We start from the raw sequence: 22,452 nt of genomic DNA, 5'->3' as shown, positions 1-22,452 counted from the left end.
AAGGCCGCTCTCCTGAGGAGGGCGGCCTTTTCGTTTTCGAAAAAAACGCCACTTCAGAGCGTTTTTTGCGGAACTGACGTGGGGGCGAGACGTTGAAGGGTTTAATGGGCCGTACGATTACGCCTTGCGAAAGGGTAAATTGTCAGCGAGCCTCAAAGCGATTTGAAGGAGGAAAGTCTGCATGGCAAAACGACCCCTGACCGAGCCAGGAGCCATTGCCGCAATCCTTTCTGGAACCCATTCCGACCCCTTTGGCCTTCTGGGCCTGCACCAGACCAGCAGTGGGTATATCGCCCGCGCCTTCGTTCCGGGTGCGCAGAGTGTCGAGATCGAAACGCTTGAAGGTAAGGCGCTTGGCGCGCTGACCTGCCGCGACCCACAGGGATTTTTTGACGGAGAGATCGCCGCTAGCAAGCGGCAACCTGTCCGCCTGCGCGCGTCTAATGCGGATGCCAAATGGTCGGTGATGGACCCTTACAGCTTTTCCCCGGTGCTCGGCGATATGGATGACTACCTCTACAATGAGGGGTCTCATAGCCGCCTGTTTGATCGCATGGGGGCGCAGGTCATCACCCATGAGGGGGTCGAGGGCACGAATTTCGCTGTCTGGGCCCCAAATGCGCGACGTGTATCGGTAGTCGGACCGTTTAACAATTGGGACGGGCGGCGGCATGCGATGCGATTGCGCATGTCCACCGGCGTTTGGGAGATTTTCGTCCCCGGCGTCACGGCGGGAGAGGCCTATAAGTTCGAGCTGATCGATGCAAATGGGGGCTTGTTGCCACTCAAGGCTGATCCCTTCGCTTTCGCTGCCGAGATGCGTCCCGACACGGCCAGCATCGTGCACAAGCACGGCAATCATGACTGGCAGGACAAGGGCCATGTCGATCACTGGAAGGGAGCGGACAAGCGCCGCACGCCGGTTTCGATCTACGAGGTGCATCCGGGCAGTTGGCAGCGCGACGATGATGGCGGGTTCCTAAGCTGGGACGCGATGGCCGACCGACTGATCCCCTACTGCGTTAAGATGGGATTTACCCATATCGAGTTTTTGCCGATTTCCGAACATCCCTATGATCCAAGCTGGGGGTACCAGACCACCGGCCTCTATGCGCCAAGTGCGCGCTTTGGGGAGCCGGACGGATTTGCCCGGTTCATGGAAGGGGCACATGGCGCAGGACTGGGCGTCATCCTCGACTGGGTGCCCGCCCATTTCCCGACGGACGCGCATGGCTTGGGTAAGTTCGATGGCACCGCGCTTTATGAACATGCGGACCCGCGGCAGGGGTATCACCCTGACTGGAACACGCTGATCTACAATTTTGGGCGGCGCGAGGTGGAAAACTACCTCGTCAACAATGCGCTGTTCTGGGCGGAAAAGTATCACGTCGACGGCCTCCGCGTGGATGCTGTCGCGTCGATGCTCTACCTCGATTATTCCCGTGAAGAGGGGCAATGGGTCCCGAATGATGAGGGCGGCAACGTCAACAAAGAGGCGGTCGCCTTCCTCATGCGGATGAATGAGGCGGTCTATGGCGCCCATCCCAACATCATGACCATCGCAGAGGAATCCACGGCGTTCCCCGGCGTTTCCCAGCCCACGGATGCGGGCGGTCTTGGCTTCGGCTTCAAGTGGAACATGGGCTGGATGCACGACACGCTGGAATACATGTCGAAGGATCCGATCTACCGGAAGCATCACCATGGCGAGATGATGTTCACTTTCCACTACGCGATGAGCGAGAATTTCGTCCTGCCGCTCAGCCATGACGAGGTGGTCCACGGCAAGGGCAGCCTGCTCGCCAAGATGCCCGGCGACACTTGGCAAAAGCACGCGAACCTGCGGGCCTATTACGGCTTCATGTGGGGCTATCCGGGCAAAAAGCTGCTCTTCATGGGGCAGGAATTTGCACAGGAGGAGGAGTGGTCAGAAAGCCGTGGCCTCGACTGGCATTTGCTCGACGATCCGCTGAAACGCGGGATGAAGGACCTCGTCCGTGACCTGAACGCCGCCTACAAACAGTTGCCTGCCCTGCACGGGCGCGACAATGAGGGCGATGGCGTTGAGGTGGTCGTGGGTGACGATGCCGACAATTCCGTCTTCGCCTGGCTGCGCCACGCGCCAGGGGGCAATCCGGTTCTGGTGGTTTCGAACATGACGCCGGCCGTGCGCGAGGGATACCGCGTTCCATTGCCGGAACGACTTAGCGGGCGCTGGGCCGAGGTGCTGAACACCGATGCGACAGTGTATGGTGGCTCGGGCGTCGGAAATATGGGCGGTGTTGAGGCAAGTGATGGTTCGATCACGCTAACACTGCCACCGCTGTCTACAATGTTCTTCGTGTTTGAAGGGTAGAGCATGGATCATCCGCTCATCGATCTGATCGACCAGATCGTCAACAAGGCCCAAAAAGAAGGGGCTTTCGACAATCTGCCGGGACAGGGACAGCCGATCGCCCGGGTCAATAATCCGCAGAACGCGGTCACTGACCGCATTATGAAGGAAAGCGGGACGAAACCTCTGATCGTTGAGCTGCAACAACGCATTGCGATGGAGACAAAAGCGCTGGCCGCCCTGCGCGATGAAGAGGCACGGAAGGCTCAGATGAGAAAAATTGCTGACCTGCAGACCCGGCTGGGGATCGAGATGGACGCCGTCAGGCGCTTTGGGTGAGCGGGATGATTTCTGCCTTGCTCCGCCTTGTCGGTCGAAAGCCGCGCGCGCCGCGCAAAGCGCCCAACGCGCTCGTCCTTCAGCGGATGATTGCGGATCTTGAGGGGCGATTGCCGCAGATGGAGGAGGGGCCTCAAAAAGATGAGGCGCTCGCCAAACTGGCGGAACTGCAAGCCCGTCTGCAGCGCGAAACGGACGCCCTGCGCACCTGGGCATAGCAAACAGGGCCCTTGTTTTGGGCCGATTGAAACACGCCGCAGCGCCCGGTCAAGAGGCGCTCGGACAGAATGAGAAGGGAGATGCCGATGACACATCAAGGACCACTCAGCCGGGACGCCATGGCCTATGTACTTGCAGGCGGGCGCGGCTCAAGGCTTAAGGAACTGACCGATATTCGTGCAAAACCGGCGGTCTATTTTGGCGGCAAGACCCGGATCATCGACTTTGCGCTGTCCAATGCGCTGAATTCCGGCATTCGCCGCATGGGCGTTGCCACGCAGTACAAGGCCCACTCCCTGATCCGGCACCTCAACCGCGGCTGGAACTTCCTGCGCACAGAACGGAATGAGAGCTTCGATATCCTGCCTGCCTCCCAGCGCATGTCTGACGCATGGTACGAGGGAACGGCGGATGCCGTCTTTCAGAACATCGACATCATCGAGGATTATGACCCGCAATACATGGTGATCCTGGCGGGCGACCATATCTACAAAATGGATTACGAGATCATGCTGCAACAGCATGTGAACTCTGGCGCGGATGTCACCATCGGCTGCCTTACCGTCCCACGGATGGAGGCAACGGGCTTTGGCGTGATGCATGTCGACAAGACGGACCGCATCACAGACTTTGTTGAAAAACCAGCCGATCCACCGGGCATTCCGGGGGATGAGGGCAATGCGCTCGCCTCGATGGGAATTTATGTGTTCAACACCGCGTTCCTGATGGAGGAATTGCGCCGGGATGCGGAGACGCCCGGTTCAAAGCGCGATTTCGGCGGCGATATCATCCCCTATATCGTGAAGCATGGTCACGCGCAGGCCCACCGCTTCGACAGCTCCTGCGTCAAATCCGACAGCGAAAGCATCGCCTATTGGAAGGATGTCGGGACCGTCGACGCCTATTGGCAGGCAAATGTGGATCTGACCTCTACGGTGCCAGAGCTTGATCTCTATGACCGCGATTGGCCGATCTGGACCCATGCAGAGACGCTGCCGCCTGCGAAATTCGTGCATAACGAGGAAGGCCGCCGGGGCTTTGCCGTGCAATCGCTGGTTTCAGGCGATTGCATCATTTCGGGAACCGAGATGTCGAACTCGCTCTGCTTTTCCGGCGTGCGCACCAATTCGTATTCTCAGCTCGACAAGGCCGTGATCCTGCCGGGCTGTGAGATCGGACGACATGCACGGCTAAAGAATGTTGTGCTCGACCGCGGTGTGACGATCCCTGAAGGAATGGTTGTAGGTGAAGATCCCGAACTGGATGCCCGCCGGTTCCGCCGAACGGAAAATGGGATTGTGCTGATCACGCAGAAGATGATCGACGCGATCGACGGTTGACGATCCGGGCTGGCGCACCGATCACGCGGCAGCCCACTTGCAAGGAAGTCCGCAATGAAAGTCCTCTCTGTTGCTTCGGAAGTCTATCCGCTGATCAAGACCGGGGGGCTGGCTGATGTGGCTGGCGCATTGCCGTCAGCTCTCGCCCCGCAAGGTGTTGAGATGCGCACGCTCGTGCCTGGCTATCCGAAGGTGATGGACGCCCTTGATCAGATCGGGGCGGAGGTGGCGTTTGAGGGTGGACGGATTCTCACCGCAAAGGGTGGGGGGCTGGATCTCTTCGTACTGGACTGGCCGTCGCTCTTTAAGCGGGAGGGCGGACCCTATTCTGGCACGGATGGAAATGATTTTGGCGATAACCCGGCGCGGTTCGCGGCGTTGAGCAGGGCTGCCATCGCCATCGCGAGGGGCGCGGTGACTTGGCAACCGGACCTGATCCACGCCCATGACTGGCAGGCCGCATTGGTGCCGGTCTATGCGCGCTATCAGGCGGATATTCCGACTGTTTTGACCATCCACAACATCGCGTTTCAGGGCCGCTATTCCGGTGATATTTTCAGCGATCTCGGCTTGCCGGAGGCCGCCTATGGTATGGACGGTCTCGAATATTATGGCGATGTCAGCTTTCTGAAGGGGGGGCTCGCCACGGCGAATGCGATCACGACCGTCAGCCCGACTTATGCGCGCGAAATTCTTGGGCCTGCCTATGGCATGGGAATGGAGGGCGTGATTGGTTCACGCGCAAAGGATCTGCATGGGATCGTAAACGGTATTGATACCGATGTGTGGGACCCGGCCACTGATCCAACACTGACGGCGAACTATTCCGCGCGCGGGCTGGGTCGGCGAAAGGCGAACAAGGCGGCCGTTGCCGCCCGATTTGGTCTGGAGGGCGACGGCCCAATCTTCGCGGTCGTCTCGCGCCTGACCGCTCAAAAGGGTCTCGACATTCTGGCGGATCGCGTTGGCGCTTTGGTTGGCATGGGCGCGCGGCTCGCAGTACTCGGGTCCGGTGACCCGACGCTTGAGCGCGCCTTTACCGATGCGGCTGAACGCCATCCGGGAAAGGTCGGCACGCTGATCGGATATGATGAGGGCCTCAGCCATCTGATGCAGGGGGGAGCCGACGCCTTTCTGATCCCATCCCGCTTCGAGCCATGTGGCCTGACACAGCTCTACGCCCTGCGCTATGGCTGCATCCCGGTGGTCGCGCGCACCGGTGGGCTGGCCGACACGGTCATTGATGCGAACATGGCCGCGATCCGCGCTGGCACGGCAACCGGTGTGATCCATGATGTTGACAATGGTGACGCGTTGGAGGCGGCACTGCGCCGCACCGTGGCGCTCTACGAGCAACCCAAGCTATGGGGCGCGATGCAGCGGGCCGGCATGAAAACCGATGTCGGCTGGGGGCGGTCGGCGGGGGAGTATGCAGCGCTTTACCGTGATCTCTTGCAGTCCTGACCTGTTCAGTTCCTTTTCCACGGACGATCGCACTCGCCACCTTCCGGGCATCACGCTATGTCCATTCAAAACGCTTTGAGGATTCTTTATGCAGGCTCCCTATCCGCCCGGTGCCCATCTGACGGCTGACGGTTGCCGCGTGACCGTCTATGCGCCCGAAGCAGCATCTGTTTGGGTCGAGGGACCGCGGGGCACAACACCGCTAGAGCAGGCAGACGGTTGGTGGACGGGCCTGTGCGATTTGGCGGAGGGGGAGGGCTATCACCTGCGGGCAGACGGCCAATACGATCCCGATGCGGCGCAGTGGTTCGACCCCGACAAACGCCTCGTCGATCCCTATGCGACCGAGATTTCGGCCCCCTACACCTATGATCCCGTACTTGGTGCCTACGGGCTCGATACCCGGAATGCGGTGCCACTTGCCGTTGTGCGCGCCCCGCTTCCCGATCTGACGGACGCGCCTGTGTTCACGCCGGGCGGTTTGATTTACGAGGTCAATGTCCGTGGCTTCACCCTCAAACACCCGGACGTGCCCGAGGCGCAGCGGGGCACGGTTGCAGCACTCGCGCATCCGGCCATTATCGCGCATCTGAAATCCTTGCATGTCGCAGCGGTCGAATTGATGCCGATCACCGCGACCCTGGACGAACGGCATTTGCCGCCGCTCGGACTGCGCAATTTCTGGGGGTACAACCCGGTCACGTTCATGGCGCTCGACCCGCGCCTGTGTCCCGGCGGCATGTCGGAGCTGCGCGATACTGTGGCAGCGCTGCGGGACGCGGGCATCGGCGTGCTGCTCGATCTTGTTTTCAACCACACCGCCGAAAGCGACTCCGGGGGTCCCACCGTCAGTTTCCGTGGATTGGCGAACCGTGACTATTACCGCCACACAGGGCAAAGGCTGGTGAACGACACGGGGTGCGGCAATACGGTCGCCTGCGATCACCCTGTGATGCGAGAGATGATCCGCGACACGCTGTGTCATTTCCGGCTGCAAGCCGGTGTGGATGGATTTCGATTTGACCTTGGGCCCGTCCTCGGTCGCACGGCAGATGGCTTCTCTGCCGAGGCGGAGACGCTTGCCATGCTCCGCGATGATCCAGTGATCGGTGCCGGCCATCTGATCATGGAGCCGTGGGACATCGGGCCGGGCGGCTATCAGCTGGGGCAATTTGGTGCTCCATTCCTCGAATGGAACGACCGTTATCGGGACGACATCCGGCGGATCTGGCGGGGCGATGCGCATAGGATTGGCGATCTGGCAACCCGGCTCGCCGGTTCCTTTGACACTTTCGCTGTCCAAACCCGCAGCGTGAACTTCATTGCGGCCCATGACGGGTTCACACTGGCCGACATGGTCGCCCATGCCGAAAAGCACAATCAGGCCAATGGCGAAGGGAACCGCGACGGGCACAACGAGAATCTCAGCTGGAACAATGGGGTCGAAGGACCAACGGACGATCCTGCGATCCGGCATGCCCGGCGGGCTGATGTGGCCGGGCTCTTAGGGACACTCTTTGCGTCACGTGGGACCATCATGCTGACGGCCGGTGACGAATTCGGGCGCTCGCAGCAGGGCAATAACAACGCTTATTGCCAGGACAGTGAGATCGGCTGGATCGACTGGGAGGGGCGCGACCGCGTGTTGGAGGGGATCGCCCAGCTCTACGCGACAGCGCGCGCCGCTGTTCCGGCCCTTGCCGGGCTTCATGAGTGGTCCGGGCAAGACGTGGAATGGTTGACCCTGGAGGGGGCGCCAATGGAACATTGGTGGGATGCGGATGCGTTGATGATGCGCATCGACGGCGCGGTCATCGCGATCAATCCGACGCATCACGCCCGCCAGGTGCAATTGCCCGAAGGGGAGTGGATCGCGGTCCGCGATTTCGGCGTGGCGCTGCCCGCACGCAGTGTCGAATTCTGGTTGGAGAGAGTGGCATGACAAATCCGGACTGGTGGCGCGGCGCCACATTCTATCAGATCTATCCCCGCTCATATCAGGACAGTACCGGCGACGGGATCGGTGACTTCAAGGGGATCACCCGGCGGCTCGATCACATCGCGTCTCTCGGCGTCGACGCGATCTGGATTAGCCCATTCAACAAATCCCCGATGAAGGATTTCGGCTATGATGTCAGCGACTATAGCGACGTCGATCCGATGTTCGGCACGATGGATGATTTTGATGCGTTGATCGCGCGGGCCCATGAACTGGGGCTCAAAGTGACGATGGACATGGTGATGTCCCATTGCTCGGACCAACATGAGTGGTTCAAGGAAAGCCGTCAGAGCCGAGATAATGCAAAGGCTGATTGGTTCGTCTGGGCGGACGCAAAGGAAGATGGCTCTGCCCCTACAAACTGGCTCAGCGTCTTTGGCGGACCAAGTTGGGAATGGGACAGTGTGCGGCGGCAATACTACCTGCACAATTTCCTCGCCAGCCAGCCGGACCTCAACTACCACAACCCGGATGTGCAGGACGCGATGCTGGGTGAGGTCCGCTTCTGGCTCGACCGGGGCATTGACGGGTTCCGCTTTGATGCGTGCAACTACCATTTCCACGATCAGCAGTTGCGCGACAATCCGCCCGCGGCCCGGTCCACCGGGTCAAGCTTCATCGAAGCATCCAACCCTTACAGCTTTCAGCAGCATGATTTTGACAAGTCACGGCCCGAAAACCTTGGGTTTCTGAAGCGCGTTCGCGACCTGCTCAACGAATATGAGGGGCGCACCAGCGTGGGGGAAGTCGGGGATGAGGCCCGGTCTTACGACACGGTCGCCGCCTACACGCGGGGCGGTGAGCGGCTGCACATGGCGTATACATTCGATCTGCTCGCCGATCAGTTCTCCGCCGATTTCATCCGCAAAACGGTAGAGCGGATCGAGGATAAGGTCAGTGAAGGCTGGGTCTGCCACTCCTTCTCGAACCATGACGTCACACGTCATGTCACCCGCTGGGCCGACAATGGGGCGAGAGAGCCGCTGGCCAAGTTCTGTATCACTTTATTGACGGCGCTGCGCGGCACGATCTGCCTCTATCAGGGGGAGGAGCTGGCGCTGCCGGAAGCCGATATCGCCTACGAAGACCTGACCGACCCTTATGGGATCCGCTTTTGGCCCGGTTTCAAAGGGCGCGACGGGTGCCGCACACCCATGGTCTGGGAGGGGGATGAGCCGTTTGGCGGCTTTTCCAACACCAATGCCGCGAAGCCGTGGCTCCCGGTCCCGTCAGAGCATTTGGCCCTTGCCGTCGATCAACAGGGCGAGGGTAGCGTGCTCGACCACTATCGTGCGGCGATCACCCATCGCCAGACGGACCCGGTCGCGCTCAAGGGCAGTATAGCCTTTCAGGACGCGCCGGATGGCGTGCTGACGTTTGTGCGGGCGCACGAGGGGCAGTCACAGCTCTACGTGTTCAACTTCACGCAAGTGGAGCAAGAGATCACCGTCACGCCAGGACAGGTGGTTCCCTTCCCGACAGCTTGCGGGCAGGTCGGAACCCTCGACGGAAACCGCCTGTCACTGCCACCGCTTGGTTTCGCCTATATTCGCCCATGATTGCGGCTCAACCGCCCACTGCGCCGGAATAAAACAGGCGGCCCAGGCCACTGGTAAAGATGATGCACCCCGCTACCGCGTGCATCGCACAGGCCAGCGGGAACGAGCCGCGCACGTGATAGGCCCAGGCAAAGGCGACGCCGCCTGCGAACGTCATGCTCAATACGATGGGATCGCGATACATCAGATGGGCCAATGAAAAGAGCGCGGCATTGATCCAGAGCGCGGAGCCCGCTGGCAACAAATCACCGTATCGGCGAAAGAAGAGCGGTCGAAAGACGAGCTCCTGCGGGATTGCGCTGACTAGAGGGTAGGCGATCATGATGCCGAGCCACACCTGCGGCACCGCACGCGGCAAGACAAGCAGTTGTTCGGGCATCCAGATCATCACCGCGGCAAAAGACGCAGCCGCCGTGACAAGCGTGAAGGCGAGAAAGGCGATCCAGTCAAATCGCCCCGTCAGAAGCGTCGTCCACTCAAAGCCCGGCGTGTAATGCAGCAGAACCACACCAGCAAAAGTCGCGGCCGCCAACACGTTCCACATCATCGTGGGGGGCAGCGCGAAGGCGAGCACCAATGGCACACCCACGAACAGAACCAGAAATTCTACCCAGAGACGGGTCCGGGGCAGGGTAAGGGCAGCGCGCATCTGGAACTCCGCTTATGAACGCTGCCCAAAGATGGGGCGCGCGGGCCCCTAGGGCAATGTCAGCCGCGCCCGGCCCAGTCAAAATCCTCGACCGTGATCAGGCCGCTGATGATGACGGTGCAGATGATTGTCGTGATGATCAGCGCAGCAACGGTCGTAATCATGGCCTTGCGCTTCATCTGGGCGTTGGCGGGCGCACCGGCCGGGGTGCCCGGCACGATCTCGCCTGCATCTTCCTGGCTGCGCTGCCCGATGGGAAGGACCACAAACAGCGTCAGGAACCAGGTGACGGCGAAGATGACGAAAATCGCTGTGATGCTCATGCCTGCTCCAACTCGACAAGCGTTCCGGTGAAGTCTTTGGGGTGCAGGAAGAGGACGGGTTTGCCATGGGCGCCGATCTTCGGCTCTCCAGTGCCCAGCACACGGGCACCGCTGGCCTTCAGCCGGTCCCGCGCTTCCAGAATGTCATCAACCTCATAGCAGATATGGTGAATTCCGCCTGAGGGGTTCTTGTCGAGGAACCCCTGAATCGGGCTGTTCTCTCCCAACGGGTACAGCAACTCTATCTTCGTGTTCGGCAGCGTGATGAAAATCACTGTCACACCATGATCGGGTTCGTCTTGCGGCGCGCCAACCTCTGCCCCCAGCGTCTCACGATATTGCGCGGCGGCAGCCTCAAGGTCTGGCACCGCGATAGCGACATGGTTCAAGCGTCCGATCATCGGGAAATCTCCAGTTGTTTGGCGCTGTAGTAACGCAACAATCGTAGGGACGAAAGCGAGACGAGGCGTCGCGGCAATCTGTGCTAATCTGTCGTGGACACATACGAAACAGGAGGTACGTACCCATGGAGCTGAACCAATATCTCTTCTTCAAGGATGAGTGTGAGGAGGCGATGTCCCTCTACATTGATACGCTGGGCGGCGAGGTGCTGCACATCATGCGCAACAGCGATGCTCCATCCCAGGAAGACCGGATGCCCGGTGGCGATCACATCGTGATGAACATGGTTGCCAAGATTGCCGGGCGGCTTGTCATGGCGTCGGACAATTCCTCGGACATGTACCAGACCCCGCAGGGTTTCCGTCTGCAAGTAGAGGTCGAGAGCCGGGCAGAATTTGATCGCGTCCACGACGCTCTTTCCAAAGACGCCCGTTCTGTTGACATGCCTGCCGGGGAAACCTTCTGGGCCGAGCGGTTTGCCATGTTCACCGACCGCTTTGGCACGCCTTGGATGCTGAACCTGACAGGGGACAAGATGGGTTGAGGGTCAGTCCTCCTCCTCCCCCAGCCCTGCGATGGAAAGCGGTGCGGCGGTCATGCCTTGTTGCTGACACCAATGCACCAGCGCCTCTTCCGCGCCGTGGGTGACCCAAACTGTCTCCGCTTGCACTTCTTTGATTGTTGCGCAAAGCGCGTCCCAATCGCAGTGATCGGACACGATCAACGGTAGCTCGACCCGGCGCTGTCGCGCTCTGGCGCGCACCTGCATCCAGCCAGACGCGCCGACAGGCAGCGGATCGGGCAAGCGTCTGGCCCAGCGATCCTGCAATGCGCTGGGCGGCGCAATCACGATCTCTCCGGCCAGATCCTTCTTGTCGCTGGCCATGACCTGACGGATTTCACCCATCTCTACCCCCAAGTCCTGATAGAGCGTCGTCAGCTTGACGAGCGCCCCATGCAACCAAATCGGCCGGTCATAGCCCCGTGCGCGCAACTCCGCGATCATCCGCTGAGCTTTTCCCAACGCATAGGCGCCAATGACATGGCAACGGTCCGGGAATGCGGCGAGCGACGCCATCAGCCGGTCGAGTTCCTCCTGAATCGGCGGATGTCGGAAGACAGGCAATCCGAAGGTCGCCTCTGTCACGAACAGATCACAGGGCACAGGCTCGAAGGGCAGGCAGGTCGGATCAGAGGCGCGCTTGTAGTCACCTGAGACGATGACCCTCTGCCCCGCCTGCTCCACGATGATCTGGGCTGATCCGCGCACGTGGCCCGCAGGCACGAAGCGGACATCAACCTCTCCGATCCGCATTTGCTCGCCGAGCTTTGCATGCTCCACCCGCCCGAACGCCTCCGCGCCGTACCGGGTTTGCGCGATGGCGCAGGTGTCGGCGGTGGCCAGAAGGGCGCGTGAGCCAGGGCGGCAATGATCCCCGTGACCGTGGGTGACGAGCGTACGGTCCACCGGTTGCTGCGGATCAATGAAGAAGCCACCGCCCGGACAAAAAAGACCTTCCGGCCTTAACTCAAGAATCTCTGTCGCGCGCATCGTCGCCTCCTGCCCCAAGGCACCTAGCGCGCGGGCGTCAGGGTTCTAGAGGCGGCTGCGCAGGCGCTGGCGCAGCACGCTCTTGATCAGGTCCAATTCAGCGCGCAACATTGCGACCTCCCCAGGCAGGCTCTCGGTCAGCGCGTCGCCGACGAAGAAGGGCAACGTTGCCAGAGGCTCTGCCTCGCCCACCCGGCGCAAGGCCAGCACGCCAAACCCGTCCGAGAACGTGTCCGCAGGCAGGTCTGCCTCAAAGATCAGGCTCTTATCCTGCTCAGGAGCGGGGCGCGGGACCGGTGAACACAGCACCCGCTCCCCCAAAACCACTTCAATCGGGGTGAAGCCCGTTTCGTGCAGAATGCCGCGCAGCACCCCTTTGTCGAGCCAGATCCGATGGGCGGTTTGGGTCATTCGGCGGTTCCTACAGGGACAGTCGCGCACGGCGCGAGATGATCAGATCATGCACGACGATGCGGTTCAGCGGCAATGTGTTGAAGATCAGATCAATCCAGATTTCCCGCGTTCGCGTCGGATCGAATTGTGTGAAATGGACGTCGAACTCCAGCCAGTCATGACCGGGGCGCAGCTCTACCGCGCGCACCACCTGTTCGGTGTTGGGGCCGTGGGCCAGGTTGAGCCGGGCGAAGACTTCGCAGCTCTGCTCCATCTCCAGCTGATAGGACAGGCGGATCAGATCATCCCGTGTCACCGAATGGGCCTCCGCCTCTGGCAACGCCAGCGACAGGGACACGAAACTGCCGGTCCCGCGCCAAACCTCGATGATGAGGGGATACTGCCCATCCGTGCCGCGATCCTGCCGCACGATGATCTCGGCCGGGCTGATGTCATGGTGAAGTGCAACGCCGGCAGACAACTCCGTCCCCGTCATTGGAAAGACGTGGCCCGTCGGCGTTTGCGGAAAACTGAGAACCGCCGGGCGGAAGCTGAAACTGGCGTCAGCAGGTGCCTGCAATCCGACGCCATCCTGACCACTCGCATCAATGCGCCGCGCGGCTGCCTGCTCCACATTGCGCACCAGTCGCCCCACCGTTTCAGCCTGCCGGCGCCAGCGGCGCAGCGTCAGGACCGGTACATCGTCCAGCACCCGCGTGCGCCGCGTCCAGAGCCAGCCGGACAGGCGGGTGACCAGAAATCCAGCTATGCGGTTGATCCGCTCCAAGGCTCAGCGCCTGCGGTTGACTTGACGCGTGGCGGTGCGAAACGCGCGCAGGCTGTCCAGCAACGCCTGCGTTCCAGCCGTATCCTGCCGCAAGGTGCGCGCGGTCAGAACGATCATGTGCCCGCGTTCTTGTGTAATTGCACGCCACATCAGCGGTGAAGCCCCCTGAAAGGCGACTTCCGAACCGGTGTCGACGAGGGCATAGATCGTGTCCTCGTCCAACCGGGTTTCCACAAGGTCGGCGTTCCCGCTCTGCTCACCCAGCAGACTGTCGGCAAGACCGCCATGTAGCATTTCCTCGATCAGCGCGACGCGCTCTGCCGGTGTGCCATCACCGGGTAGGGGATCTGCGCTTACGGTTGCGCTCAACAGCGCATTTGGGCCGGTACGCCGGGGCGGGTCGAGTACGACAGCACGGCAATCGCCCGCGATCACTGCACCAATATCGCCACGAACGCTGACCGATTGCGGTGCGATGCAGGTGCCGCGCGGCACGCCGATGCGTACCTCGCTTCCACCCAGTTCGACCACCGCACTGCGCAATGCGTCTGGATCACGGGCCAAACGCTCCACGCCACTGCCACTGCTGGCAGAGCCCTGTGGGGCCTCACATGCGGCCAATGCAAGAAAGGCACTGGCCGCAATGAGCTTTGCAAGCAGACCTTTAGAGGTCGGCATAGACGTGCTTTTCCATCTTCGCGCCCGGATGGGTCACAGCGCCAAGACGTGTCGAGCCGACGAGCTGGGCATATTTGTAAAGCGCACCGGACGAATAGATCGTCTCCTTCGGACCTTTCCAGTTCGCCTTGCGCTCAGCCAACTGGTCCTCGGTCAGATCGACGGAGATCGTTCCTTCGCGTGCATTCAGCGTGATGCTGTCGCCATTCTCGATCAAGGCAATTGGACCGCCATGGGCCGCTTCCGGGCCGACATGACCAACGCAGAACCCGCGCGTCGCGCCGGAGAAACGACCATCGGTGATCAACGCCACCTTCTTGCCCATGCCCTGACCGGACAGGGCCGCGGTGGTCGCCAGCATCTCCCGCATGCCCGGCCCGCCGGACGGGCCTTCGTTGCGGATGACAATAACTTCACCTTCTTCATATTCGCGCTTTTGCACAGCGGCGAAGGCGTCTTCCTCACACTCGAACACGCGCGCCGGGCCGGTGAAGGTCAGTTGATCTTCCGTCATGCCCGCGATTTTCACGATGGCACCTTCTGGGGCGAGGTTGCCCTTCAGGCCCACGACACCGCCAGTGGTCGAGATCGGCGTGTCGATCGGATAGATCACCTTGCCGTCCGCTTCACGGCTGACGCGGTCGATTTCCTCACCGATAGAGTAACCCGTTGCGGTCATGCAGTCGCGGTCGATCAGGCCTGCCTTGTCCAGCTCCTTGAGCACGACCGGCACGCCGCCCGCCTCGTAGAGATCTTTGGCCACATACTGCCCGCCGGGCTTGAGATCGACGAAATACGGTGTCTCGCGGAAGATGTCGCAAACATCATCCAGATCGAAATCGATCCCGGCTTCATGCGCGATGGCGGGCAGGTGCAAACCGGCATTGGTTGAGCCGCCGGTGCAGGCCACAACACGGGCCGCGTTGATCATGGACGCGCGGGTGACGATGTCGCGCGCCCGGATGTTCTTCTCAATCAGGTTCATGACTGCCTGACCGGACGCCTCACCATACTGGTCGCGGCTCTCATAAGGTGCAGGCGCACCGGAAGAGTTTGGCAGGGCAAGGCCAATCGCCTCGGACACACAGGCCATCGTGTTCGCGGTGAACTGACCACCACACGCGCCGGCGGACGGGCAGGCGACCCGCTCAAGAATATCCAGCGCAGCTTCGCTCAGCGTACCCGCCTGCTGACGGCCAACGGCCTCGAACATGTCCTGCACGGTCAGGTCGCGGTCCTTGAAATCTTGCGGGACCTCGTCGACCAGCGGTGCGCGTCCCGGAAGGATCGAACCGCCATAGACAAAGACGGAGGGCACATTGAGGCGTACCATCGCCATCATCATGCCCGGCAAAGACTTGTCACATCCCGCAAGACCCACAAGCGCATCATAGGCATGGCCGCGCATCGTCAGCTCAACCGTGTCGGCAATCGCCTCACGCGATGCAAGGGAGGAGCGCATGCCCTCATGGCCCATCGCGATCCCGTCTGTCACGGTGATGGTGGTGAACTCACGCGGGGTGCCGCGCGCGACCTTCACGCCTTGCTTCACGGCCTGCGCCTGGCGGTTGAGCGCGATGTTACACGGGGCTGCCTCGTTCCAGCAGGTTGCGACACCGACGAGGGGCTGGTGAATCTCCTCTTCGCTCAACCCCATCGCATAGAGATAGGACCGATGCGGCGCGCGTGCGGGGCCTTCGGTCACATGGCGGGAGGGCAGGCGGGACTTGTCGATGGTCATTGGCGTTTCCCCGGAGGTGTTGAGCAGCTATTTCCTTGGTCTCAATCTGATATTGGGCCATGCCCGCCTACGCAAGGGGCAGGGCATCCTCCGATGCGTGAGCCATCCAGCAAAACAGGCCGCGCGGATGACCGCGCGGCCCGACAGATCAGTCCGTCATTTCACATCGTTGGGCTTAGCCTTGATAGGGCTCCAGATCGCGCAGAACTGTTTCAGTCGTCCCAAGGAAGGCACGATACGCGGTGCCGGGCTCTTCTTCCGGCGTCAGGATGGTGAAGGCTCCGACAGGCAGAAGCACTTGATGATCGAGCAAGCCCGCAAACCGCGGCAATGAGACTATGATCTCGTCCCCTTGTACGGTTTCGATCTCACCCATCACGCCCAAATTTTCCCAAGCCTGCGGATAGACGTCCACCCCTTCAAGATCCGTCGAAGGAAGATCGGCAAGGTCGATTGCGGTCCAGCCGGGCATGGCAATACCGGGCGGTGAAAGCTCAAGCGGCGCCCCCTCTTCAAGATAGGTATCACTCAATTCACCATTCCGCACCACGCGGCTGGCGACGGGAAAGTCATTGGTGAAGGTGTGGTTTCCCGCGGGCATGTCACGCGCCTCGGAAAATTCGGGCCCCTCCAGTTCGGGTGGCAGGCTGGCGTGTTGGCCATCCGTCATCTGTGCAAAGGCAGGCGCACCCATCAACAGGAAGGCGAGAACGGTCATCCGTTGGAACATGCTGAAATCTCCTCAAATCTGTTGAGAGATCAACGCGGATGGGCAATCGCCGTTGCCCACCCGCGACCTTTTGTTCCGCCTGCAACGGAAAGCGGTGCCAAAACGCAAAAGGCCCCGGTCGATGCCGGGGCCTTTCAATGTTCTTTGGCAGGGATCAGTTAGGAACGGTGCCCTCGATCCCCTCGACATAACGGTTCATGCCCAGAAGCGTGCCGTCATCCGCCGTTTCGCCTTCTTCCAGCCAGACCTCACCGTTCTGCCAGTTGATCGGCCCGGTGAAGGAATGGCGCGTGCCGCCGGAAATCTGGATCGCCGCATCCATGGCTTCCTTGCGCACATCCGCAGGAATGTTCGCATTGAATGCCCCGATGGAGGTCATGCCTTCATCCAGGCCGTGCCACGCATCTTCACTCTCCCAGGTGCCGTCAAGGGCCGCCTGAACACGCTCGATATAGTACGGAGCCCAGTCGTCGATGATCGAGGACAGGCGCGCCGTCGGGCCGAACTCCATCATGTCAGAGGCTTGGCCGAACGCATAAACGCCGGTCTCACCCTCGGCCAGACCTTCCCACGTCGCTTCCGCGATGGTCATCGGAGCGGTGGAGTCGGTGTGCTGCATGATCACGTCCGCACCCTGCTCGATCAGGGTGTTCGCGGCATCCGCTTCCTTGCCCGGATCAAACCAGGTGGAAACCCAGACGATGCGGAACTCCACATCCGGGTTCACTTCCTTCGCCGCGAGATAAGCCGCGTTGATACCGCGAATAACCTCGGGGATCGGGAAGGATGCGATGTAACCGATGATGTTGCTCTCGGTCATGTGGCCCGCAAGGATACCTTGCACGGTGCGGCCCTCATAAAAACGACCCGAATAGGTCGAGACGTTGTCGGCACGCTGATAGCCCGTTGCATGCTCGAAATACGTGTCGGGGAACTGGGCTGCGACACGGTTTGTCGGCGTCATGTAGCCGAAGGATGTGGTGAAGATCAGATCAGCGCCTTCCTGAGCCATGCGGCGGATCACACGCTCACTGTCGCCTTCGGGCACGGACTCGACAAAAGAGGTTTCGACGGCATCACCGAAATGCTCTTCGACGGCGAGGCGACCCTGATCGTGCTGGTAAGACCAGCCATAGTCGCCCACCGGGCCGACATAGATGAAGCCGACGCTCAGCGGGTCGTGGCCATCAGCGGAAACAACGGCGGCACTCATGCTCAGCGCGGCGGCCAGGCCAAGGGATTTGAATAGGGTCATTGGTCTCTCCATGTTGTGGGTCTCATAGGTTCCCCGTCCCACCCCGGTCGTTTTATGCCGAGGCGTGGAACACCCGGCCAAGCGAGGCCGGGGCATTCAGTGCGCGCCGGGTCTTGTCCCCTGAAAGGGCGACCAGCACGATTATTGTCGTCAGATACGGTGTCATCGACAGATACGCAGAGTCGAGCCTGAAATCGGGCCAGCTCAGCGCAAGAACTAGGGCCAGCAGTGCAAAGGAAAAGACCATAACGATCTGGATGACCTTGTGGCGTGTCAGGCTGCGGATTTGCACCAGAAGCATGACCACGGCAACGCCAGCCAGTGCGAGGGCGAGAATTCCGAGAATGTTCAGGTTTGCGGCCTGAATATTGAGCTGCAGGATCGTCACGCCCCCAAACAGCCAGGCGCCCAGAATGACGCGCCCCGGCTTCCAGCTGGCGAAGACCACAATGGCAAGCGCGATCCAGCCGATCCCTGCGGTCATGCCTTCCGACCATTGCGGCACGCGCACAAGGCTCAGATACGCACCGCCCATTCCGGCCAAGGCCCCGCCAAACGCAATCGCTGCCATGCGGATGGCCACGACCCGGTACCCCAGTGCATGGGCCGCATCATGACCTTCCCCGACCGCGCGCAGGATCAGCCCACCGCGGGTTTTGTTCAGGAACCACCATACGGCACCGACCATGATCAACGCGAAATAGACCACCCAGTCATAGGAAAAGAGAAGTGGTCCGATGACCGGCACAGTGCTCAACGCCTCTGGAAACACATCGCCAGTCGAGGGGGGGCGGATCCCGGTATAACTCTGCCCCAGCAACGCTGCGAGGCCCAGTCCAAACAGCGTCAGGGCAAGGCCCGTCGCAACCTGATTGGACAGAAGAACCTGCGTCAGAAACCCGAAGATCAGGGCCAGCGCGGCAGAGGCGAGCGCTGCTCCTGCAAATCCCAGCACAGGGTTCCCAATCTCAACCGAGACAATGAACCCGATCACCGCACCCATGATCATCATGCCTTCGACGCCGAGGTTCAGCACCCCTGACTTCTCCACCACCAACTCTCCTGTCGCGGCAAGCACCAGCGGCGTGGCGGCGATGATCAGCGAAACAATCAACGCGAGCGGGTCGAGGGCAGAAAAATCCATCACGCAACCTCCCGCCGCTTGGGCGCAATCCGGTAGCGCACAAAGATGTCGAGCCCCAGCAGGAAGAACAGCAGCATGCCCTGAAACACGCTGATCGCCGCCTTTGGCAGGCCAAGGGCGAGCTGCGCGTTCTCACCGCCAATATAGGTCAGCGCCATGACGAAGCCCGCCGCGATGATGCCCAGCGGGTTGAGGCGGCCCAGAAACGCCACGATGATCGCAGTAAAGCCATAGCCCTGCGGCAGCGTCGGCGTCAGCTGACCCATCGGTCCCGCAGCCTCGAACAGGCCCGCAAGCCCGGCCAGCGCGCCAGACAGGCCAAGGCAGAAAATCACCATGCGCGGCGGCTTCACGCCTGAAAACATCGCCGCCCGCGGGGCCGAGCCCATTAGGCGGACATTGTAGCCAATGATATGGCGGGACAGGATCAGCGCCGCGATCAGCGCGATAATCACGGCGATCGCGACGCCCAGATGAACCCTCGTCCCATCAAACAGGATCGGCAACTGCGCACTGTCGTGAAACAGGCGGCTTTCAGGGAAGTTAAACCCCTGCGGATTGCGCAATGGTCCATTCACCATCGCGCGCAGGAACTGATCGGCCACATAGACGAGCATCAGGCTGACCAGAATCTCATTGGTGCCGAACTTCACCCGCAACAGGGCGGGGATCATCGCCCAAAGGTAACCAGCCACAATTCCGGCGAGCGCCATCAGCGGCAAGAGCCAAACGCCCGCCGTGCCGTAAAAGGCTAGCCCCACCGCAGCACCGGCAATCGCGCCCATGATGAACTGACCTTCGGCGCCGATATTCCAGATCCCGGCCCGGAACCCATAGCTCAGCCCGATGGCAATCAAGATCAGCGGTGCAGCTTTGACGAAGATTTCGGGCAGGGAATAGGGATCAAGCAGCGGATCGACGAAAATCGTGTAGATCGCATCGACCGGATCCTTGCCCAACGCCATGAACAGGCCACCGCCAGCGATCATCGTGGCAAGGACAGCCAGAATGGGCGTCAGCCACACCATGGCCTGACTGGGAGAGCGTCGCGGCTCAAGTCGCAGCATGGGCTGTCCCTCCCTCACGCGCGGTGGATGTGTCGCCACCCATCAGGCGTCCGATTTCCTCGATAGAGATGGTTCCGGCCGCACGCGGTGCGCTGAGCCGTCCACCTGCGATGACAGCGAACTGGTCCGACATCTCCATCAACTCGTCGAGGTCTTGGCTGATGACCAATACCGCAGCCCCGCCTTCGGCCAGCGCGCGCAGCGCATCGCGAATGGCGGCAGCGGCGGCGGCATCCACACCCCATGTCGGCTGATTGACGATCAGAACGCGCGGCTTTTGCAGCACTTCACGTCCGATAACGAATTTTTGCAGGTTCCCGCCCGACAGTGCCTTGGCCTGTGTCGCGACACCGGGTGTGCGCACGTCGAACTGGCTGATCACGGCGCGGGCGAAATTCGCTGTCGCCTCCCACTTCAGGAAACCCGAATTGTCGAGCCGCTGGCGCACCCGACCGGTCAACATCGTGTTCTCGGTCAGCGTCATCTCGGGCGCGGCGGCATGGCCAAGCCGCTCTTCAGGTGCCGCCTGCAAGCCGAGCGCCCGCCGCGCATTCGGTCCTTTGTCCCCGATCGGCGCGTCGTCGAGCATCAGCATCCCTGGCGCGACCTTCGCCTCACCGGACAGAACCGACAGCAACTCGTCCTGGCCGTTCCCGGCCACGCCCGCAATCCCTGTCACTTCGCCGGCATGCAGCTCCAGATGGATGTCGCGCAGGCTCACCCCGAACGGATCGTCGGAGGTCATGCTCAGCCCATTGAGCCGAAGCAGCGTGCGGCCGGGCACCGAAAGCTTGGCTTTCGGTTCACGCAGCGCTTCACCGATCATCATCTCAGCCATAGAGCGCGGCGTCTCGTCACGCGGAATGCACGTGCCCACGACCTTGCCACCGCGCAGGATGGTCGCGCGGTCACACAGAACGCGAATTTCATCCAGTTTGTGAGAGATATAGAGGATCGCAACCCCGCGACTGGCCAGCAGGCGCAAGGTATTGAACAGGATCTCAACCTCTTGCGGCGTCAAAACGCTCGTCGGCTCATCCATGATCAGCAGACGCGGGTCTTGCAACAGGCAGCGCACGATCTCAACACGCTGCCGTTCACCGACGCTCAAGTCACCGATCAGACGATCGGGGTCGAGCGGCAGGCCATATTCCCGGCTCACATCGCGGATGCGCTGCGACAGCTCCCGCGGCTTTGTTGCCTCATCCAGACCGAGCGCGATGTTTTCACGCACGCTCAACGCATCAAACAGGCTGAAATGCTGGAAGACCATCGATACGCCAGCTGCCCGCGCATCCTTGGGGGAGCCTGGCGCATAATAGGCACCATGCAACCGCATCTCACCGCTATCCGGGCGGACAAGGCCGTAGATCATCTTGACGAGTGTTGACTTACCCGCGCCATTCTCACCCAGCAGGGCGTGAATCTCTCCGGCTGCGATGTCGAAGCCGACATCGTCATTGGCGATAACGCCCGGATAGGCCTTGGTCAGGCCCGAAAGGTCCAACAGAACGCTCATGCGCTTTTTTGCGTAAGCCCCCCTGTCATTTTTCGCAACTGCAAAAGCTCAGCGGCCAGCCCGATGGCAATAGAGCCGGGCTCTTTTCCCAATGACCGATCCCCGATAGGGCAGTTGAGCCGTGCGATTGTGGCAGGGTCATGGCCCAGGGCGGCAAGGCGGGTGCGGAATCGCGCGGCCTTCGTGTCTGATCCGATCAGCCCCAAATGGGCCGCAGGTCGCAACAGCACCTGATGGCAAAGCTCCAGGTCGAGCGTGTGGGAATAGGTCAGCACGATATGAATGGCGTCTGCTGGCGCATGCTGCACGGCCTCCGCCGGATTCGCGGCGAGCAGGGCGGAAACATGCTGCGGAACCGGCTCGGGAAACCGCTCAGGCGCGTCGTCCACCCAGGTGATGTCAAAGGGCAGATCTGCAAACACACCCACAACGGCCCGCCCGACATGACCCGCACCATAGAGCCACAGCGGCGTGCGCGCCGGGGCGAGGGGTTCGATGATCCACCCGTCTTCCAGCACGAATGCTCCGGATCCTTGTCGAATATCCTGCTGGGCTTTTCGGACGGCAAAGGGCATCGCTTTTGGTCCATCTAGCCGCCGCGCAAAGGCCGCTGGCGCAGTGTCCAGATCTGCTGCCTCGAATCTCTCAATCAAATAATCAACGGACCCGCCGCAACACTGACCAAGCGCCGGTCCAAGGGGAACCGTGCGCCGCATGAACCGCACTGGCGAGGTGAGCAGCGCCCGCGCTTCGGCCACGGCCTCCCATTCCAGTGTTCCGCCACCGATTGTTCCGTCCTGACCATCCGCCCAGACCAACATGGATGTGCCAGCCTCACGGGGCACCGATCCCCGCGCGCCCGTGATCAGAATGCGCGCCACGGCCCCTTGCGCGGCGGCAATCCTCCGCGTGGCCTCAATATCAAAGCCCTGCGCCTTCATCATTTCCAGAATACGC

The 22,452-nt window shown here is 61.2% G+C and carries 22 protein-coding genes; 8 read left to right on the top strand and 14 right to left on the bottom strand.

Annotated features, from left to right (window positions below; genetic code table 11):
* Positions 1-181: 181 nt before the first annotated feature.
* The 7 genes from glgB to POI8812_RS12155 all read left to right on the top strand — a co-directional run bounded on the left by glgB (position 182) and on the right by POI8812_RS12155 (position 9,255).
* Positions 182-2,356, top strand: coding sequence for a 1,4-alpha-glucan branching protein GlgB (gene glgB, locus POI8812_RS12185; protein WP_108782871.1), 2,175 nt, complete (start codon positions 182-184; stop codon positions 2,354-2,356).
* 3 nt (positions 2,357-2,359) lie between these two features.
* Positions 2,360-2,674: a DnaJ family domain-containing protein gene (locus POI8812_RS12180; protein ID WP_108782870.1), complete on the top strand. Its 315-nt coding sequence runs from the start codon at positions 2,360-2,362 to the stop codon at positions 2,672-2,674.
* Positions 2,671-2,892 carry a hypothetical protein gene (locus POI8812_RS12175; RefSeq protein WP_146186165.1) on the top strand — a complete coding sequence of 74 codons (222 nt, stop codon included), beginning with the start codon at positions 2,671-2,673 and terminating at the stop codon, positions 2,890-2,892. Before POI8812_RS12180 ends, POI8812_RS12175 begins: the two co-directional genes overlap by 4 nt.
* A gap of 87 nt (positions 2,893-2,979) precedes the next feature.
* Positions 2,980-4,233, top strand: a complete 1,254-nt coding sequence (gene glgC / locus POI8812_RS12170; protein WP_370739586.1) for a glucose-1-phosphate adenylyltransferase — start codon at positions 2,980-2,982, stop codon at positions 4,231-4,233.
* Between the two features lie 54 nt (positions 4,234-4,287).
* Positions 4,288-5,697 carry a glycogen synthase GlgA gene (gene glgA / locus POI8812_RS12165; protein ID WP_108782867.1) on the top strand — a complete coding sequence of 470 codons (1,410 nt, stop codon included), beginning with the start codon at positions 4,288-4,290 and terminating at the stop codon, positions 5,695-5,697.
* An 88-nt stretch (positions 5,698-5,785) separates the two neighbouring features.
* Positions 5,786-7,639, top strand: a complete 1,854-nt coding sequence (glgX, locus tag POI8812_RS12160) for a glycogen debranching protein GlgX (protein WP_108782866.1) — start codon at positions 5,786-5,788, stop codon at positions 7,637-7,639.
* Positions 7,636-9,255 carry an alpha-glucosidase gene (locus POI8812_RS12155; RefSeq protein WP_108782865.1) on the top strand — a complete coding sequence of 540 codons (1,620 nt, stop codon included), beginning with the start codon at positions 7,636-7,638 and terminating at the stop codon, positions 9,253-9,255. Before glgX ends, POI8812_RS12155 begins: the two co-directional genes overlap by 4 nt.
* A 7-nt stretch (positions 9,256-9,262) precedes the next feature.
* Here POI8812_RS12155 and POI8812_RS12150 read toward each other — a convergent pair whose 3' ends face one another.
* The 3 genes from POI8812_RS12150 to mce are packed head-to-tail and all read right to left on the bottom strand — an operon-like array spanning position 9,263 to position 10,628.
* Positions 9,263-9,904 carry a CPBP family intramembrane glutamic endopeptidase gene (locus POI8812_RS12150; protein WP_108782864.1) on the bottom strand — a complete coding sequence of 214 codons (642 nt, stop codon included), beginning with the start codon at positions 9,902-9,904 and terminating at the stop codon, positions 9,263-9,265.
* 59 nt (positions 9,905-9,963) lie between these two features.
* Positions 9,964-10,227, bottom strand: a complete 264-nt coding sequence (locus POI8812_RS12145; RefSeq protein WP_108782863.1) for a DUF1467 family protein — start codon at positions 10,225-10,227, stop codon at positions 9,964-9,966.
* Positions 10,224-10,628 (bottom strand): methylmalonyl-CoA epimerase, encoded by a 405-nt coding sequence (gene mce / locus POI8812_RS12140; protein ID WP_108782862.1) that lies wholly within the window; start codon positions 10,626-10,628, stop codon positions 10,224-10,226. Before mce ends, POI8812_RS12145 begins: the two co-directional genes overlap by 4 nt.
* A gap of 125 nt (positions 10,629-10,753) precedes the next feature.
* Here mce and POI8812_RS12135 point away from each other — a divergent pair, with 125 nt between their 5' ends.
* Complete coding sequence (locus POI8812_RS12135) at positions 10,754-11,173, top strand: VOC family protein (protein ID WP_108782861.1); 420 nt, start codon at positions 10,754-10,756, stop codon at positions 11,171-11,173.
* A gap of 3 nt (positions 11,174-11,176) precedes the next feature.
* On the opposite strand, the gene POI8812_RS12130 is transcribed toward POI8812_RS12135, so the two are convergent.
* The 11 genes from POI8812_RS12130 to xdhC all read right to left on the bottom strand — a co-directional run bounded on the left by POI8812_RS12130 (position 11,177) and on the right by xdhC (position 22,436).
* Complete coding sequence (locus POI8812_RS12130) at positions 11,177-12,181, bottom strand: ligase-associated DNA damage response exonuclease (protein WP_108782860.1); 1,005 nt, start codon at positions 12,179-12,181, stop codon at positions 11,177-11,179.
* A gap of 45 nt (positions 12,182-12,226) precedes the next feature.
* A complete protein-coding gene (locus POI8812_RS12125; RefSeq protein WP_108782859.1) occupies positions 12,227-12,592 on the bottom strand; it encodes a hypothetical protein in 366 nt (121 codons plus the stop codon).
* Between the two features lie 10 nt (positions 12,593-12,602).
* Positions 12,603-13,361 carry a DUF6478 family protein gene (locus POI8812_RS12120; protein ID WP_108782858.1) on the bottom strand — a complete coding sequence of 253 codons (759 nt, stop codon included), beginning with the start codon at positions 13,359-13,361 and terminating at the stop codon, positions 12,603-12,605.
* Positions 13,362-13,364: 3 nt separating this feature from the next.
* Positions 13,365-14,039 (bottom strand): hypothetical protein, encoded by a 675-nt coding sequence (locus tag POI8812_RS12115; protein ID WP_108782857.1) that lies wholly within the window; start codon positions 14,037-14,039, stop codon positions 13,365-13,367.
* Positions 14,026-15,780 (bottom strand): dihydroxy-acid dehydratase, encoded by a 1,755-nt coding sequence (gene ilvD / locus POI8812_RS12110; protein WP_108782856.1) that lies wholly within the window; start codon positions 15,778-15,780, stop codon positions 14,026-14,028. The genes POI8812_RS12115 and ilvD overlap by 14 nt, the downstream gene beginning before the upstream one ends.
* 175 nt (positions 15,781-15,955) lie before the next feature.
* Positions 15,956-16,510, bottom strand: coding sequence for a hypothetical protein (locus POI8812_RS12105; RefSeq protein ID WP_108782855.1), 555 nt, complete (start codon positions 16,508-16,510; stop codon positions 15,956-15,958).
* A 154-nt stretch (positions 16,511-16,664) separates the two neighbouring features.
* Complete coding sequence (locus POI8812_RS12100; RefSeq protein WP_108782854.1) at positions 16,665-17,765, bottom strand: BMP family ABC transporter substrate-binding protein; 1,101 nt, start codon at positions 17,763-17,765, stop codon at positions 16,665-16,667.
* Between the two features lie 52 nt (positions 17,766-17,817).
* Positions 17,818-18,909, bottom strand: a complete 1,092-nt coding sequence (locus POI8812_RS12095; protein WP_108782853.1) for an ABC transporter permease — start codon at positions 18,907-18,909, stop codon at positions 17,818-17,820.
* On the bottom strand, positions 18,909-19,976 hold the full coding sequence (locus POI8812_RS12090) for an ABC transporter permease (RefSeq protein WP_108782852.1): 1,068 nt from the start codon (positions 19,974-19,976) through the stop codon (positions 18,909-18,911). The genes POI8812_RS12095 and POI8812_RS12090 overlap by 1 nt, the downstream gene beginning before the upstream one ends.
* Complete coding sequence (locus tag POI8812_RS12085; protein ID WP_108782851.1) at positions 19,963-21,495, bottom strand: ABC transporter ATP-binding protein; 1,533 nt, start codon at positions 21,493-21,495, stop codon at positions 19,963-19,965. Before POI8812_RS12085 ends, POI8812_RS12090 begins: the two co-directional genes overlap by 14 nt.
* Complete coding sequence (gene xdhC / locus POI8812_RS12080; RefSeq protein ID WP_108783217.1) at positions 21,492-22,436, bottom strand: xanthine dehydrogenase accessory protein XdhC; 945 nt, start codon at positions 22,434-22,436, stop codon at positions 21,492-21,494. The genes POI8812_RS12085 and xdhC overlap by 4 nt, the downstream gene beginning before the upstream one ends.
* Between the last annotated feature and the right edge of the window lie 16 nt (positions 22,437-22,452).

Origin of the sequence: Pontivivens insulae (assembly GCF_900302495.1) — a bacterium.
GTDB classification, from domain to species: Bacteria; Pseudomonadota; Alphaproteobacteria; order Rhodobacterales; family Rhodobacteraceae; genus Pontivivens; species Pontivivens insulae.
Note: the sequence above shows the minus strand (reverse complement) of the source record. Positions and strands in the feature narration are given on the sequence as shown.